The sequence below is a fragment of the Mucilaginibacter sp. SJ genome, from assembly GCF_028993635.1.
GTDB lineage: Bacteria > Bacteroidota > Bacteroidia > Sphingobacteriales > Sphingobacteriaceae > Mucilaginibacter.
Window position 1 is genome coordinate 14669 of record NZ_CP118631.1, and the last position, 17135, is coordinate 31803.

A 17135-nucleotide genomic window follows, 5' to 3' on the forward strand; every position below is an offset into this window, starting at 1 on the left:
TTTAAAAAGTGTGTAAGCAATACACCATATAAAATTGTCAGTAATTAATAAAATAATAGCTTGATGAAACGATTATTTACAGTATTTTTTTTTGTTTTCGGCTGCTTTGAAGTATTTGGACAACAGCACAATATGTCAAAACAGTATGTCCCCGCCGGCGACCCTGCAGTTGAGAAAAAAATTGCAAACTGGCAGGACCTTAAGTTCGGTTTGTTTATGCATTGGGGTACTTACAGCCAGTGGGGTGTAGTTGAAAGCTGGAGCATTTGTCCCGAAGATGAAGGCTGGACGCAACGCCGCGGTCAGTATGCTGCTACTTATAACGGATATAAAGCGGCGTATGAAAATTTACAAACTACTTTTAACCCAACCAAATTCAATCCGGAGAAATGGGTGCAGGCAGCTAAGGACGCCGGTATGAAATATGTGATCTTCACTACCAAGCACCATGACGGTTTTTGCATGTTTGATACCAAAGAAACTGATTATAAGATCACGAGCAGCAAAACTCCTTTTTCAACCAATCCAAGAAGCAATGTAACTAAGGAGATCTTCAACGCTTTCCGCAAAGATAACTTTATGGTGGGTGCTTATTTTTCAAAGCCCGACTGGCATACTGAAAACTATTGGTGGCCATACTTTCCGCCTAAAGACCGCAATGTAAACTATGATCCTCAAAAATATCCTGAACGCTGGCAGAAATTCAAAGATTTTACCTACAACCAGATCAGCGAACTGATGAGCGATTATGGTAAGGTTGATATTTTATGGCTTGACGGAGGATGGGTACGCCCGAAAAGTAGTATTGATACTACTGTAGAATGGCAGCGCGGAATAAAGTTTGATCAGGATATTGATATGCCGAAGATAGCCGCTATGGGGAGGCAAAAACAGCCCGGACTTATCGTGGTTGACCGTACCGTAGCCGGCAAATATGAAAATTACACCACTCCTGAGCAGGAAGTACCCGAAGTGCCGCTTGACCATCCCTGGGAGAGCTGCATAACCATGGGTAATTCATGGAGCTATGTTCCCGGCGACCATTATAAATCGGTACAGCAGATAGTTCAGTTATTGGTGAAAATCGTATCGCGCGGCGGCAACCTCCTTATGAATATAGGCCCAGGTCCTGATGGCGATTGGGACCCGGTAGCTTATGAACGCCTGCAGGGTATCAGCAATTGGATGAAGATCAATGGTGAGGGTATTTACGCCAGCCAGTCGGTTGCTCCGTATTCAACAGGTAATATATATTATACAAAAGCCAAAAACAGCAATACTATTTATGCCTTTGCTTTGAGCGACCAAGAAAAGGTTGTTTTACAGGCTACGGTATCTGTAAAATTAAAAGACATTAAAAAGGTAAAGAAAGTCACCTTGCTTGGCAGCACTCAAAGCCTTAAGTGGAAACAGGTAGCTGATGGTATTGATATCAGTATCCCGGCAAAATTACAACAAGCCAGCGGGCTAAATGAAGCGGCCGGTTTTAAAATAGTTTATTAAGAAATTATAGAAAAGCAATATAAAACGTCATTACGAGGAACGAAGCAATAAGCCCCCGCTAAATCTCCCCCGGAAGGGGAGACTTAAGGAGTTTCTTAAGCCCTCTCCAAAGGAGAGGGTTGGGTGAGGCTTATTGCTTCGTTCCTCGTAATGATGTGGGTTTTGAATATTTTACCAGACAAAATACCACATAATATAGCCAGGTTTTTACAGCTAAAATGATTTGGCAGTTCTTAATTTTGATCATCCATCCAACCCAAATAAATGACAACAACCCGTTCGGCAGGCAGATCTGCATTGTTTAAATTTTCATTAGTGTTATCCGTCCTTGCTTCTGGCGTTTATCAAAACGCGGAGGCACAAACCAGCTATGAGCTCAACAGCGGCTGGAGATGCACCTCAAGCAATAGTGTTAAAGATAATGGCACTACCATATCCCAAGCCAATTATGATCTGGCTGCATGGAACCCTGCGGTAGTGCCGGGAACGGTACTGACAACCCAGGTGGCCAATAAACAGGTACCTGATCCATTTTATGGGATGAATAATGAAAACATCCCTGACATTTATAAGGTAGGGCGTGATTATTACACCTACTGGTTTGCCAAAGATTTTAAAGAAGCCGCTCCAGCGGGCAATAATCAAACTTACCTTAATTTTCGAGGTGTAAACTATAGCTGCGATATTTTCCTGAACGGACATAAACTTAACAGCAAGCTGCACAAAGGCATGTTCTTGCGCCAGAGTTACAACATTACCAAATTGCTGAACAAAAACGGTAATAACCGCTTAGCTGTTATCGTTTACCCGCCAGATGTGGTAGGCAATCCCAACGGCGGCCAGGGTGGTGATGGCACTATTGCGCGTGGTGTAGGCATTCAGTATACGGCAGGCTGGGACTGGATCCAGCCTATCCGCGACCGTAATACCGGCATTTGGGATAAGGTAACCATTGAGCGTACGGGTGCTGTGGTTATTAAAGATCCGCATGTGGTTACCCTTGTTCCGGGTGTTCGCCAGCCGGAAGGTACACAACAACCAGCAGTTGTGCAGGTTTCGGCCGAGGTTGAAAACGCTACAGGTGCTGCAGTGAGCGGTACTTTACAATATAATTTAGATGGCAAGCTGGTATCACAACGGGTTACGCTTAAAGCCAATTCAAAACAGGAAGTTAAACTGGCCGACTACAGCCTTAAAAACCCTAAGCTTTGGTGGCCTAATGGCTACGGTCTGCAAAATTTGTATAAGCTTAATCTGCAGTTTGTAGCTGGTGGTAAAGTATCCGACCAAAAAAGTATCGAAGTTGGTGTACGCCAGATCACTACCGAATGGAACAATAAAACTGAAAGCCGGCAGGTTAATGTGAACGGTCAAAAAGTATTTATTAAAGGAGGCAACTGGATCATATCTGATCAGATGTTACGTTTCAGCGATGCCCGTTACGATGCCGAAGTTCGTTTTCACCGCGATATGAACCTGAACCTGATTAGGGTTTGGGGTGGCGCGCTAATTGAACGCCCTGAGTTTTATGAAGCTTGCGATAAATACGGAATGCTGGTTTTTCAGGATATGTGGGGATCGGGCGATTGCAACGGTCGCTGGACTGATCCTATGAAGGCAGATGATCAATGGACACGCCGCAAATACCCGGACGATCATGACTTGTATTTAAAATCAGTTGCCGACCAGGTTAAGTTGGTGCGCAACTTCCCGTCGCTGGCTATCTGGTGTGGTGGTAATGAGATCACTCCGCCCGAAGATATTTTTGCAGCCCTGCGTGATACCATTATGCCTAAGCTGGATAACACCCGCTGGTTTATCCCGTATTCAAACTCCGAAGAAATGTCGCGTAATGTACAGGGCGGCAACGGGGATGGCCCTTATGGCATCCAAAGCCTTACAACTTTCTGGGACCATCAAACCTATCCGTTCAACTCCGAAGTAGGTTCGGTTGGGGTGAGCGATTATGAATCATTAAAACGCTTTATCCCTGCCGAAAATATGGTTGTGCCTGAGTTTGATGCATCTACCGGCAAAACCAAAACAGACCCGGTTTGGGAGTATCATAAATATATCGGCTATGACGGATTTATTGATAAATATGGCAAGGCTAAAAACGTTGAAGACTTCGCAACAAAAGCGCAGTTGGTAAATTACGATCAGTACCGTGCCCTTATGGAAGGCTTTAGCTCACATATGTGGGATTGGTATACCGGCACCATCATCTGGAAAACCCAAAACCCGTGGACAGCCATGCGCGGCCAGATGTATGATTATTACCTTGATCCTAATGCTTGTCTTTACGGCTTGCATAATGGCAGCGAACCTTTACACATCATGTATAACCAAACGGATGGTATGGTGATGGTAGCCAACAATACTTTTAAAACGCATAGCAATATGCTGCTGGTAGCCAAAACCTATGATATGGATGGCAAAGAGAAAGTGTTAACAAAGGTTTTTGCCGATGTAACACCAACTACTACCAAACGCTATTTATCACTTAAACACGAGATTGAAAAAGAAGCAAAAGACAAAGGTGTTTTCCTTTGCCTGCAACTGCTTAAATCGGATAAAGAGGTGATCAGCGAAAATATTTACTGGTTGCCCGATGCTAATGGCGATTTTTCCGGCTTACAAAAAATGCCGAAAGGTACTTTAGGAGCTACAGCCAGGTATTTGAAAAATGACAAAGTAGAAGTGACGCTGACTAACGAAGGTAACGGTGCACTGGCATTTTTCAACCGCCTGTCTTTAGTTAATGCTGATACGAAACAACGTATCCTTCCGGCCTTTTACAGTGATAATTATGTAACGGTATTACCGGGTCAAACTAAAAAAGTTGTTATCGACCATAATCCTGGCGCCGATAAAAACCTTGCAGTAACTATTGGCGGCTGGAACGTAACAGAACGTACTATATCTATCGACAAATAACAAAAAGAAGACAATGAAGACTATTTCAAAATATTTGTCGGCAGCGGCATTAGCCCTTATTTGTACCGGTGCTGTTAGTGCACAGGAAACAGCTGCAAAATTTCCGTTGATCCCTTATCCTGCACAATTAATTGCCGGAGAGGGCTCATTTACAATCACCTCTAAAACAGGCATAGTTACTTCTAACGCTTTTAACACCGAAGCTTACGCCTTGAAAGACTTGTTGCGTAAAGGTTTAGGCATGCCCGTAGAAGTTAGCAAGCTAAAGAAAGCTCATGCTATTAACCTTGTTTATGATGCAAGTATAACTACTCCCGAAGCATACCGTATGAGCGTTACCAGGGAACAGGTGGTTATCCGCGCAAAAGATCCTGCCGGTGTATTTCACGCGGTGGAAACCATTCGCCAATTATTACCTGCGGGCGTTGAAGCAGGAGTGGTGCAAAAGCAACTGACGCTGCCGGTTGTAGCTATAGAGGATGCACCTGTTTACGAATGGCGCGGGATGCATCTGGATGTATCGAGGCACTTTTTCTCTGTTAGCTACCTGAAAAAGTTTATCGACCGGATGGCTTTGTATAAAATGAATAAGCTGCACCTGCACTTAACCGATGATCAGGGCTGGCGCATTGAAATAAAAAAATATCCGCTGCTTACCGAAGCCGGTGCATGGCGCACGTTCAATAACCAGGATTCGGCCTGTATGAAAAAGGCTAAGGATAATCCTGATTTTGTGATTGATAAAGAGCACATCGTTCAAAAAAATGGCAAAACCATGTACGGTGGTTTTTATACGCAGGAGGAAATGAAAGGCGTTGTTGCTTATGCTGCTGCACGTCACATCGATATTGTTCCTGAAATTGATATGCCGGGGCACATGATGGCTGCGATCAACTCATATCCGTTTTTAACCTGCGATGGCGAAAATAAATGGGGCGAGCTGTTCACCAAACCAATCTGCCCGTGTAACGAAAGCACCTTTGAGTTTGCCGAGAATGTGTTTACCGAGATCATGCAGATCTTCCCGTCAAAATATATCCACATTGGCGGCGATGAGGTTGATCGCACCAATTGGGGCAAATCAGATGCTTGTAAAGCCCTGATGGCTAAAGAAGGTATTAAAGACCTGGCCGGCTTGCACAGTTATTTTATTAACCGTATGGAGAAATTCTTCAATTCCAAAGGTCGTAAGTTGATTGGTTGGGATGAGGTGATTGAAGGTGGTATTAGCCCTACAGCTATTATCATGTACTGGCGTACCTGGGTACCTGATGCACCGGTTAAAGCTGTTAAGAATGGCAATACCGTAATCATGACACCTGGCGAACCTCTTTATTTTGATAATCAGCCCGATCAGTATTCTGTTAGCAAAGTGTATCATTTTAACCCGGTGCCTAAAGTGTTGAATGCCGAAGAAGCAAAATCAATCATTGGTGCGCAGGCTAATCTCTGGTCAGAAATGATTCCTTCAGAAAAACGTGCAGATTATATGTATATGCCACGTTTAACCGCATTGTCTGAAATGCTGTGGACGCATAAGGAAAGTGAATACGATTCATACCTGCAGCGTTTAACTCAACAATATAAAAGAATGGACGCGATGAAGATCAATTATCGTTTGCCCGATCTGCCAAATTTGCTTAACCAGTATGTTTTCACAGATGAAGGCAAGCTAAGCATAGCATCTCCATTACCAAGCTTGACTATCCGCTATACTACCGATGGTACTTTGCCTGATACAAAATCACCGATATTGCCATCGCCATTAACTATCTCTAAATCGGAGTTAGTGAGAGTTGCCGCGTTTACGCCAACAGGTACCCGTGGTGATGTTTATAATCTGAACTACACACAACAGCAAATGCTTGGTCCGGTAAAAATTGCTCCACCTAAACCCGGGCTTACAGCTACTTATTATAAGGCTTTCTTTAAAAAGACTGCGTTAATGCAAAATGCAAAGGTTGACAGCACGTTTAGTACTGATAAAATAGAAGTACCTGCTACGGTTAAAGCTCCGTCATTTGGTATCACTTACAAAGGTTACATAGATGTGCCAACTGATGGTATTTACAGTTTTTATTTAACCTGCGATGATGGCGGCGTGCTGTACATCGGCGATAAAACTGTTGTTGATAACGATGGTAATCACTCGGCACAGGAACGGAGCGGACAAGTCGCGTTAAAAATGGGTGCGCATCCCTTTAAGCTTGATTTTATTGAAGGTGGTGGCGGCTTTAAGTTGCTGCTAAAATATAGTGTTAATGGCTCGGCCCCGCAGGATGTGCCATCATCATGGTTTAAAAACTAATTATTAATTATGAAGAAGTTTACAGGCATTGCCTTATTGTTATTGACCGCCGGTTTAAACGGTTTTAGTCAAACGGCTCTCAAACCTTACGGCGTATTGCCTACGAAGGGGCAGCTCAATTGGCAGGAAACCGGGATGTATTGCATTATCCATTACGGGGTTGATACTTATACCGACAAAGAATGGGGTTTTGGCGATGAAGATCCAAAGATCTTTAATCCATCACAATTCAGTGCGCTGCAAATAGTAGCTGCCGCAAAGGCCGGCGGTTTTAAAGGCGTAGTAGTGGTTGCTAAACACCATGATGGTTTTTGCCTTTGGCCAACCAAAACCACCGAACATAATATCAGCAAAAGTCCCTATAAAAAAGGCAAGGGTGATATACTGAAAGAGTATCGCGAAGCTTGCAATAAACTGGGTATGAAACTGGGTGTATACTGCTCGCCCTGGGACAGGAACAATCCTAACTACGGTACCGCCGAATATGTGAAGATCTATCGTGAGCAACTGAAAGAACTGTACACCAATTATGGCCCGCTGTTTATTTCATGGCACGATGGTGCAAACGGTGGTGATGGTTATTACGGTGGCAAGCGCGAAGTAAGGAAAATTGACCGCTCAACTTATTATGGCTGGGATACTACCTGGGCTATTACCCGCAAGTTGCAACCAAACGCTGTTTTATTTGGCGATGTTGGCCCTGATGTACGCTGGGTAGGCAACGAGGAAGGCCACGCCGGTGAAACTTGCTGGGCTACTTACACGCCTCATGCGCCGGATGAAGGCAAAATTCCGGCTAATGGCTATGTAAAAGATTACGAAGGCACCGAAGGTACCCGCAATGGTAAATATTGGATGCCTGCTGAATGCGATGTGTCGCTACGTCCCGGATGGTTTTACCACAAAGCACAGGACGAAGGTGTAAAATCGCCTTATACCTTGCTCGATCTGTATTATAAAAGCGTAGGTCGCGGTGCGGCGCTTGATTTAGGTTTATCGCCCGATCCGCGTGGTATTATTAACGAGATCGATGTTAAATCATTAACCGAGTTTGGTACCCTGCTTAAACAAACTTTCGCAGTTAATTTGGCAAAAGGCGCAACACTAACGGCAAGTAATGTGCGTGGTGGCAACAAAGCCAAATTCGGTCCGCAGTTTTTGTTAGATGACAACCGTTACAGCTATTGGACAACTGACGATAAAGTGACTACTCCTGAATTAACTATCGATCTGCATTCACCTAAAACATTTAACGTGATCCGCCTGCGCGAAAATATCAAGCTTGGACAGCGTATTGAGGCCGTTGCTGTAGACGCTTATTTAAATGGCAAATGGGAGCAAATAGGCGAGGCTACCAGCATTGGCGGTAACAGGCTGATCCGTTTACCCCAAAACATCACCGCAAGTAAACTGAGACTGAGGGTTACTGCTTCGCCGGTGGCAATTGCCTTGAGCGATTTCGGGATTTATAAAGAGCCGGTGCATTTAACTGCACCAAAAGTGTCACGCAATAAAAAAGGTGAAGTAAGCATTATGACAGAAGCTCCTGTAAGCGCTATCCGCTATACGCTTGACGGGCACGAGCCAACGCTAAATTCGCCGGTTTACAGTAAACCGTTTACGCTTAATGAAGGCGGAGTAGTCAAAGCCCGTAGCTTTGAAGGTAAGGAGCACCAAAGCGAAAGTACTTACGCGGAATTCGGCCTTGCTAAAACCGATTGGAAAGTATTGGATGCTACAGCAGCTAATGACCAATGGAACAAGGCCGAAAACGCTTTTGATGAAAACACAGGCAGCCTTTACAGCACGCTCAAAAAAGAAGATGCGGAATTCCCGCAGCAGATCAGCATTGATTTGGGTAAAGAGCAAAAGATAAAAGCATTTGGCTATCTGCCAAGGCAGGATAAACAAGCCGGGGGCATTGTTGATAGCTATGTGTTTTATGTCAGCAACGACGGCAAAACCTGGGAAAAGGTGGCATCGGGCGAGTTCTCAAATATCAAATCGAACCCAATTGAGCAGCCTGTGCCACTGAAGCAGGCATTTAGCGCACGTTATTTTAAATTTGAAGCCACGCATGTAATTGCAGGCAATGGTATTACCATAGCCGAATTAAGCGTTTATTAATAATCTATTAAGTATTGAGGTTTATTTTGTCAGCGATATAAACCTCGATACTATCATTTAAATAAAGAATGAAAAAACAACTCGTTTTGGCCGGTTTACTGGCCCTGGTTAATTTAAGTTCCCAGGCACAAAGGCAGCAACCGCAGCCTATGAAAAAGGTAGCCGGTTTAACGCAATATGTAGATCCGTACATCGGTACCGGTTTCCATGGTCACGTTTTCGTGGGCGCAAGCGTTCCTTTTGGTGCGGTGCAGTTAGGCCCAACCAATATATCTGAAGGCTGGGACTGGTGTTCGGGCTATCACATTTCTGATTCTACCATCATCGGTTTTCAGCATACACACCTGAGCGGTACGGGTATCGGCGATCTGGGCGATATTTCTTTTATGCCAACAACCGGGCCAATCAACGTATACAAGGGCAGTAACAAAGATTTAAAAAGTGGTTATGTGTCGTTGTTCAGTCACAAGGATGAGGTTGTAAAACCCGGATATTATAAAGTAAAGCTTAAAAAATATGATATCGGCGTTGAGCTTACTGCCAGTACCCGTGTTGGTATGCATAAGTACACTTTCCCGGCGTCAAAAGATGCTAACATCCTGATTGATCTGCAGGAAGGCATAGGCTGGGACAGGCCAATGGAAACCTATATTAAACAGGTTGACAAGAATACCATTTGCGGCTACCGCTTTTCCAAAGGCTGGGCAGATGATCAGCGTATTTACTTTACTGCCGTGTTTTCAAAGCCCATTAAAACTTTCGCGGTTTATGACAGTACGGCCAGCGTTAAAGGTACCGAGCTAAAGGGGGAAAAGGTTAAAGGTGTAATCAGTTTCGCCACCACCAAAGGAGAAGTAGTTTATGCCAAAGTAGGCATCTCGCCGGTAAGTGCCGAAAATGCCATGCTCAACATTAAAACCGAAATGCCGGGCTGGGATTTCAACAAAGTGGTTGCCGAAGCAGATGCTGCCTGGAACAAGCAGTTGCAAAAGATCAGGATCAAGGCGGATTCATTATCACAAATGAAAAAGTTTTATACCGCTTTTTATCACACCATGATAGCGCCATCTATTTTTAACGATGTAAATGGCGAATACTGGGGAACCGACAAAAAAGTCCACAAAAATGAAGGTTTCAATAATGTAACCACGTTTTCGTTATGGGATACTTACCGTTCCAACAACCCGCTGTCGACCATTATCCACCCCGAGCATGTGAACGATATGATCAACTCTATGCTGGCCATCTACCAGCAACAGGGCAGCTTGCCGGTTTGGCATTTAATGGCTAACGAAACCAATTGTATGGTGGGCTACAGCGCAGTACCTGTTGTTGCCGATGCTTTGTTGAAAGGCTATAACGGCTTTGATGCCAATTTAGCTTACGAGGCCATGAAAACCACCGCTATGGGCGATGACCGTGGTATCAAATACGTGAAAAAATATGGCTATATCCCGGCAGATAGCAGCCGCGAATCGGTTTCGATGGGCCTTGAATATGCTATTGACGACTGGAGCCTGGCGCAGGTAGCTAAAAAATTAGGCAAAACTGAAGATTATGCTTACTTCAGCAAACGTGGTGCCTACTATAAAAACTATTACGATGCCAAAGCAGGTTTTATGCGCGGCCGTTTATCGCAGGATGCATGGCGTACGCCTTATAGCCCGTTCATTTCTATCCATGAAACCGGCGATTTTACTGAAGGCAACGGCTGGCAATATACCTTCCTTGTTCCGCAGGATGTGGAAGGTTTGATTGATATGCTGGGCGGCGTTGATAAATTCAATACCAAGCTCGATTCATTGTTTATTGCACAGGGCGATATGGGCAAATTTAAATCGCCGGATGTATCTGGTTTGATCGGTCAGTATGCACACGGTAACGAGCCAAGCCACCCGATGAGCTATTACTACGCTTACTCAGGTAAGCCATGGAAAACAGCCGAAAAAGTAAGGTTTATTCTTGATGATTTTTATACCGATAAACCTGATGGTATTATTGGCAACGAGGATGTAGGGCAAATGTCGGCCTGGTACGTGTTATCTGCTGTTGGTTTTTACCCGGTTAACCCTGCCAATGGCCTTTATGTATTTGGTAGCCCGGTAGTAAATGAGGCTACATTGCAATTACAAGGGAATAAGAAATTCCATGTAGTGGTTAAAAATAACGGCCCTAAAAACAAATACATCCAGGCTATGACGCTAAACGGCGGCGACTACACCAAAACTTATATCAAACATACCGATGTGATGGCTGGCGGCGAACTGGTAATTACCATGGGTGATAAGCCGGGCACAGTTTGGGGTGCTGGTGAAGCTGATAAAGCGGTTTCGGTGTTGAAGTAGATTCTCTTTCTATGTGATTGCAGTAAGGGTTTAAATCCCGGGCCTCTGAAGGTGAAATGACAAAGGAGGGCCTGTCAGTCTGAGCCTGTCGAAGACTCGTGCGCAGAGGCCTGCCCGCCATACTTCGACGAGCTCAGTATGACACCCGTTTTGCTTTGTCGTTCCTCCTCGTATGACATGATTTTATTGAATTAAAAAAGGATTCCCGCCGGGCATCCTTTTTTAATTTTTGCCCTGGTCGGTTTTATTACCACACCAACAGGCCGCTTACCTTTCCAATCAAACAGCGTTTATCAAATTATGCGATAGCATGATAACATGGACAGCAGGAGGGGGTTAACAGGGTTAACACAATTTGAATATATTTTAATTATATAACTGATAATCAGTTGGTTGTTATAGGGGGGGGGTACGCGAAAGGTTTGCGATATATTTAGCTTGTGGCCGGCGTTAGCATGCTTGAACTTGCAGAAAATATCTCCATAAGATAAATCCCTAATTAAAACTTAATCCCCCCTCGGCATGTTATCACAACATGAACCGTCTCCTCAAAAAGCTCGAAAAAATTGGCCGCGATCCTAAGATCACTGCAAAGGCAGTTGGCCTGCGTTATGTATCCGACTCATCGCCGGGATATACCCGCAAAAAATCGGGCAAAGGCTGGAGCTATTATGATGCAGATGGCAATTTGGTAAAAAACAAAGAGCTAATAGCAAGGTTTAATAAACTGGTGATTCCTCCGGCATACACCAATGTTTGGATCTCGCCTTATGATAACAGTCACCTGCAATTTACGGGTACCGATGCCGCCGGGCGCAAGCAATATCGTTATCACACTTACTGGAACCAGATCCGGAATCAATCCAAGTATTACCGGATGCAAACTTTTGCCGCGCATTTACCGGCAATTCGGGAGCAGGTAGATAAAGATTTGGCAAGGCACAACCTCGGTCATGAAAAGGTGGTGGCACTGGTGGTAAGGTTAATGGAATTGACAAGTATCAGGGTAGGGAATGAATCGTATAAAAAGCTGTATGGTTCATTTGGATTAACAACTTTACAAAACCGGCATGTTAAGGTTGAAGGTTCAAACCTGAGGTTTGAATTTAAGGGCAAAAAAGGCGTGTTTCATAAAGTATCGCTGCAAAGTCGTAAGCTGGCACGTTTGGTAAAGCAATGTCGGGATATCCCCGGAAAAGAGCTTTTTCAATATTATAATGAGTATGGCACAAAGTGCAGCGTTGGATCAGGCGATATCAATAGTTACCTGCACGAAATAACCGGTGAGGATTTTACGGCCAAAGACTTCCGTACCTGGGCGGGCAGTGTGAGTGCGCTATACGCCTTTAAAGAAGCCGGGGAGTTTAATAGTATAACCGAATGCAAAAAGAAGATTGTGAGCGTGTTGGATGAAGTGGCTATAAACCTTGGGAACACGCGTACTGTTTGTAAAAAGTACTACGTGCACCCATCGGTTATTAAGAGCTATGAGGAAGGAACCATCTTTAAGTATATCAGCCAGCTTGATGAACGCGAAGATGTAAAAGCTGCCGAACTTAATATTGCCGAGAAAGCGTTACTCAACCTGCTGGAAACGGAAAAACTGGCCGAGGCCAGTTGAAGGTTGATAATGTTGAAGGCTGATTAAGAGAATGGTTACTTCTTTAACTGATCCTGTAGAAATAACTACTCACCAAATCGAACCTAATCAACCAATTACTTTATTTTTTACGGGTGCCAATTACTACCACGCCGTCTTTTGCCTTGTCGCCGTATTTTTTGGTTGCATCGTCGCCTTTAAGTATTGAAATGCTTTCCACTTTATCGGAGTCCAGTTTTTTCAGCGCATCCATCGTGCTGTTTTTACCATCTATAACCACCAGCGGCTCTTTATCTCCATCGGTAGCGATGCTCAGACCATTCATTTTAAATGTTTTGAGGTTTGATTTTTTTCCATAGCCCGTTACAACAACCTCACGCACATCATCTGCTGTGGCATCGCCTTTTGTTATTGTAAACGCCTGGGTTACCGGCTTAGCTTTTACACCATTAATCGTTACTGCGCCGCTGCTACTGCCGCTTGCCGAACTGCTGCCTTTTACTACAATTACGTTTTTAGGGTTTTTAACATTGATACTCCTGGCAACACCAGCAACAACTGCTACATTATTATCACCGTCATCCCGTATCACGTCGCCGCTTAGGTTGGTACTAACTACTTTTCTAATAACAATGTCCCTGGGCACTTCTTTTTCGAGTTCTTCCTTATTGGAAGCGTCTTTAGTAATTATATAAGCAACTTTAACAGGTTTATCCTCTTCAATTTTTGCCAGTTTCCGGGCGTTTTCACCAGTTAGTATATACATGTTCTCGATTTTTGCCGGATCGAGGTTTTTGCCGGCAGATACCACGCCATTTACCACAAATACCAATGAATCTTTTTTAATTGATGCTAAAGATATCTTTATCTTTTTATTGGTATCCGGTTTGGTTGCCATTGGCGTAATAGCTATCAACGGCGTTAGCAAGGGCTGAGGTGCAGCCGCAGGCCCGGGTGTAACTGTTGGTTTTGCAGCCGGAGTTTTGTGGACAGTCCTGGCTGCTTTTACCGGTTTTGCGGATGGACCTTCATCTGCATTAATGTTAATGATCCTGGCCAAAGGCTGTACAGCGTTGGTAAGGGTGATCCTCACAGGTTTGGCAAAATCAGCTTTTGAAATGCTGAATACCAGTAACAGGGCCATAACGGCCGGCACTACGAAAGCGTAGCGGGTGAGGTTAAGTTTCGACGATCTTTTCGCGTTCATCATGATTATCCGTTTTTTTATAGTTGAAATATTGAAATGATTTACGATGCCGGGTTGGTTGTTGTTAAAGCTTACATTAACCAAACTGTATTGGTACGTTTTACTGTCGATCCCGTTTTTAAGGATCTTACGGTCGGTAATAAACTCGATATTTTCCCTTACTGCTCTTTTAATGAGCCAGATGCCGGGGTTGAACCAGTAAAAAATACTGCTGAGCTCGGCTAACAAAATATCGGCAGTATGCCACTGGTTTACATGTACCTGCTCATGCAGTAGGATTGATTTCAGATCGGCGGGTTCATGTTTGGCGGGGTTTACATAAATGCTTCGCCAAAATGAAAATGGCGCCGCGTCTTTATCCATTACCCTTACCAAATGTTCGCCTATGTATTGAGGTTTGGAGTTTTTATACAATCGTAACAAGGATAAAAGTTGTAATACCAGGCGGATGAGCAACAAACCGGCACCCGTCCAAAATACAACGCTCAGCCAGTACCAATAATCAAATGTTTGAACCGGCTGGTTTACCAGTTGGGCAGATGACTGCCAGTTAATGGCTATTTGCTCCATAGGTTTGGCCAGTTCTTCGTGCCGCTGCACAAAGGCCAAAAAATTGATTTGCGGGTAAATGCTGGCAAACAGGATGGCCGCAAGCAAATAGATCCGGTTAAGTGTATAAAAGGTGAGGGGCCTTAGCACCAGGTAATAGCCCGCGCAAAATAATAACAGGGCTATGTTTACTTTTAATAAAAAAACAAATGTTGCCGGCATGATCGTAAGGTTTATTGTTTTTCAATGAGTTTAATGATCTCTTTCAGGTCGGTAGCGCTGATCTTTTTTTCGTTGGCGAAAAACGTTACCAGGTCTTTATAAGAGTTTTGAAAGTAATCGCTCACAAAACCGTTCATAAAGCGTTTTTTATATTCCTCTTCCTGGATCACAGGCAGGTAACGAAAGGAGTTGCCCATTTTTTCGCTTTTCAAAAATCCTTTGCGTTCCAGGTTTTTTATGGTTGAAGCGAGGGTGGTGTAGGGTGGCTTAGGTTCAGTCAGTTGATCTAAAAAATCCTTGATAAATCCCGGGCCCGATTGCCACACCGCCTGCATAGCTTCTTCCTCTTGTTGCGATAGTTTTTCCATTGTGTTTACGATTGTTTCGTAAATCTACGAACTATTCGTAGTAATGCAAATTTATTTTAACTTTTTAACAGAATTTAACGTTTGGGAGGAGAGGTTAGTGATTGGAGATCAGTGGTTATGGGGATTGTCTGAATCAGAATTTACAGGATTTAAGAATTAACTGAATGCTACTTCCATGAAAATTTCTAATTCTGAAGATTTTATAATTCTGAAAATTCTGATTCTGACAGAATCTTAACCTTAACTTATCAATCACTAAAACAACCCTGTTAATTTCATAAAAACCACAACAAAAGTTGATCTTAACTTAATATAAACGCAAACAAAAAACTATATTTAGGCCTGAGTTGATTGTAAAACATAAAAACGCGCTTATTGAAAACTATTACCCGCAGAGACTTTTTAAGTAAAGGTGCTATGCTGGCTGGCGGAGCCTATCCCGCTATGCTTGCCCTTGGCTTATTGAAACCGTCGCCCGCACATGCCTTTAACCTGGAAGGCAGCGGCAAAGGAAAGCATATTGTTATTTTAGGTGGCGGTTTGGCCGGTATGACCTGCGCCTATGAGCTTGGCAAGCTTGGCTATCAATGTACCATTTTGGAGGCGCGGCAACGTACAGGCGGTCGCTGTTTCAGTATCCGCAACGGAAGTACCAATACCGAAACTGATAAACCAACGGCTACAGCCCGCTTTGATGCCGGCCAATATTTTAATGCCGGCCCGTCGCGCATTCCGCATAATCATGAGCTTACGCTGCATTACTGTAAAGAGCTGGGGGTACCCATCCAGGTTTATAACAATGTAAACGAGGGCGCTTATTATTTTGCCGAAGGCAAAGGGCCTCTATCCAACAAAAAGATAAAGGTTAGGGAGGTGCATAATGATATCCGTGGTTATATGACGGAAATGCTTGCTAAAAGCATTGACCACGGCAGTCTCGACAGTAGTTTTACCAAAGAGGATGGCGAAAAGATCATCGAATACCTGCAGGCCGAAGGCGGGTTGGATATTGATAAATTGTACAAAGCATCGGCCCGACGGGGTTATACCGAAACACCAGGAGCCGGCGACAAGCCCGGCAAAATTGCCGATCCGCATAAACTGGTAGATCTGTTGCATTCAGGCTTAATGGGCCCCGATTTTTATAACGTGGCTGAATATACTTATGAGCTGCAGATGACCATGTTCCAGGCCGTGGGCGGTATGGATCAGATAGCTAAAGCATTGGAGAAGAAAGTAGCCTCGTCAATAAAAATGGGAGCGGAGGTTACTACTGTTAATAACGTAGCCGATGGCGTTAAGATAACTTATAAAGACGCCGCGGGAGAGCATGTATTAAATGGCGACTTGTGTATCTGTACCATTCCGTTACCCGTGCTAAGCAATATTGGCAATAATTTTAGCGGCGATGTTAGCCGGGCTATTGACTATATCAGCTATAACCAAACCGGAAAGATAGGCCTGCAGTTTAAACGCAGGTTTTGGGAAGAGGATGAGCATATCTACGGTGGTATAACGCACACTAACAATGATTTAACGCAAATATTTTACCCGAGTTATGATTATTTAGGAAAAAAGGGTATCTTGATTGGATATTACAACTTTAACGAAAAAGCGCAAAAGATCGGCGCTTTAGGCTACGCCGAAAGGGAGAAGTTCGCACTGGAAAAAGGCAGGCTGATCCACCCGCAATATGACAAGGAGTTTGAAAACTCGTTTTCGGTAAGCTGGCATAAAACCAAATATAATTTAGGCGGATGGGCGGTGTATACTACCGAAACCCGTAAAACACAATACCCGGTACTGTTAAAACCCGATAAGCAGGTATATTTTGCAGGCGAGCATTTGACATACCTGAATGCCTGGATGGCCGGGGCCTTTGAATCGGCCAGGAGCACGGTTGCCGCCGTACACGCAAGAGTTACAGGTCAGCGTACCCAATATCCGGTTCAAAAATAAAACGACGTTA

The 17135-nt window shown here is 44.0% G+C and carries 9 protein-coding genes; 7 read left to right on the plus strand and 2 right to left on the minus strand.

Annotated elements, in window-relative coordinates:
- The first annotated feature begins 63 nt into the window (after positions 1-63).
- From MusilaSJ_RS00065 to MusilaSJ_RS00090, 6 genes are all read left to right on the plus strand, one after another.
- A complete protein-coding gene (locus MusilaSJ_RS00065) occupies positions 64-1503 on the plus strand; it encodes an alpha-L-fucosidase (RefSeq protein ID WP_274988048.1) in 1440 nt (479 codons plus the stop codon).
- Positions 1504-1767: 264 nt separating this feature from the next.
- Complete coding sequence (locus MusilaSJ_RS00070) at positions 1768-4440, plus strand: glycoside hydrolase family 2 protein (RefSeq protein ID WP_274988049.1); 2673 nt, start codon at positions 1768-1770, stop codon at positions 4438-4440.
- A gap of 13 nt (positions 4441-4453) precedes the next feature.
- The gene (locus MusilaSJ_RS00075; protein WP_274988050.1) at positions 4454-6748 is read left to right on the plus strand and encodes a family 20 glycosylhydrolase; all 2295 of its coding nucleotides are present in this window, start codon (positions 4454-4456) and stop codon (positions 6746-6748) included.
- Positions 6749-6757: 9 nt separating this feature from the next.
- Entirely contained in the window at positions 6758-8875 is a 2118-nt protein-coding gene (locus MusilaSJ_RS00080; protein ID WP_274988051.1) for an alpha-L-fucosidase, read from the plus strand.
- Positions 8876-8943: 68 nt separating this feature from the next.
- Positions 8944-11220 carry a GH92 family glycosyl hydrolase gene (locus MusilaSJ_RS00085; protein WP_274988052.1) on the plus strand — a complete coding sequence of 759 codons (2277 nt, stop codon included), beginning with the start codon at positions 8944-8946 and terminating at the stop codon, positions 11218-11220.
- A 535-nt stretch (positions 11221-11755) separates the two neighbouring features.
- Positions 11756-12841, plus strand: a complete 1086-nt coding sequence (locus MusilaSJ_RS00090) for a DNA topoisomerase IB (RefSeq protein WP_274988053.1) — start codon at positions 11756-11758, stop codon at positions 12839-12841.
- A gap of 100 nt (positions 12842-12941) precedes the next feature.
- Here MusilaSJ_RS00090 and MusilaSJ_RS00095 read toward each other — a convergent pair whose 3' ends face one another.
- Entirely contained in the window at positions 12942-14798 is a 1857-nt protein-coding gene (locus tag MusilaSJ_RS00095; RefSeq protein WP_274988054.1) for a M56 family metallopeptidase, read from the minus strand.
- A gap of 11 nt (positions 14799-14809) precedes the next feature.
- On the minus strand, positions 14810-15166 hold the full coding sequence (locus MusilaSJ_RS00100; protein ID WP_274988055.1) for a BlaI/MecI/CopY family transcriptional regulator: 357 nt from the start codon (positions 15164-15166) through the stop codon (positions 14810-14812).
- A gap of 375 nt (positions 15167-15541) precedes the next feature.
- On the opposite strand from MusilaSJ_RS00100, the gene MusilaSJ_RS00105 reads away from it, so the two are divergent.
- A complete protein-coding gene (locus tag MusilaSJ_RS00105; RefSeq protein WP_274988056.1) occupies positions 15542-17125 on the plus strand; it encodes a flavin monoamine oxidase family protein in 1584 nt (527 codons plus the stop codon).
- The last annotated feature ends 10 nt before the right edge of the window (positions 17126-17135 follow it).

What these genes read in the sequence shown, in the direction of transcription:
- MusilaSJ_RS00065 (WP_274988048.1), top strand. Translation starts at nt 64, where the DNA reads ATGAAACGATTATTTACAGTATTTTTTTTTGTTTTCGGCTGCTTTGAA.
- MusilaSJ_RS00070 (WP_274988049.1), top strand. Translation starts at nt 1,768, where the DNA reads ATGACAACAACCCGTTCGGCAGGCAGATCTGCATTGTTTAAATTTTCA.
- MusilaSJ_RS00075 (WP_274988050.1), top strand. Translation starts at nt 4,454, where the DNA reads ATGAAGACTATTTCAAAATATTTGTCGGCAGCGGCATTAGCCCTTATT.
- MusilaSJ_RS00080 (WP_274988051.1), top strand. Translation starts at nt 6,758, where the DNA reads ATGAAGAAGTTTACAGGCATTGCCTTATTGTTATTGACCGCCGGTTTA.
- MusilaSJ_RS00085 (WP_274988052.1), top strand. Translation starts at nt 8,944, where the DNA reads ATGAAAAAACAACTCGTTTTGGCCGGTTTACTGGCCCTGGTTAATTTA.
- MusilaSJ_RS00090 (WP_274988053.1), top strand. Translation starts at nt 11,756, where the DNA reads ATGAACCGTCTCCTCAAAAAGCTCGAAAAAATTGGCCGCGATCCTAAG.
- MusilaSJ_RS00095 (WP_274988054.1), bottom strand. Translation starts at nt 14,798, where the DNA reads ATGCCGGCAACATTTGTTTTTTTATTAAAAGTAAACATAGCCCTGTTA.
- MusilaSJ_RS00100 (WP_274988055.1), bottom strand. Translation starts at nt 15,166, where the DNA reads ATGGAAAAACTATCGCAACAAGAGGAAGAAGCTATGCAGGCGGTGTGG.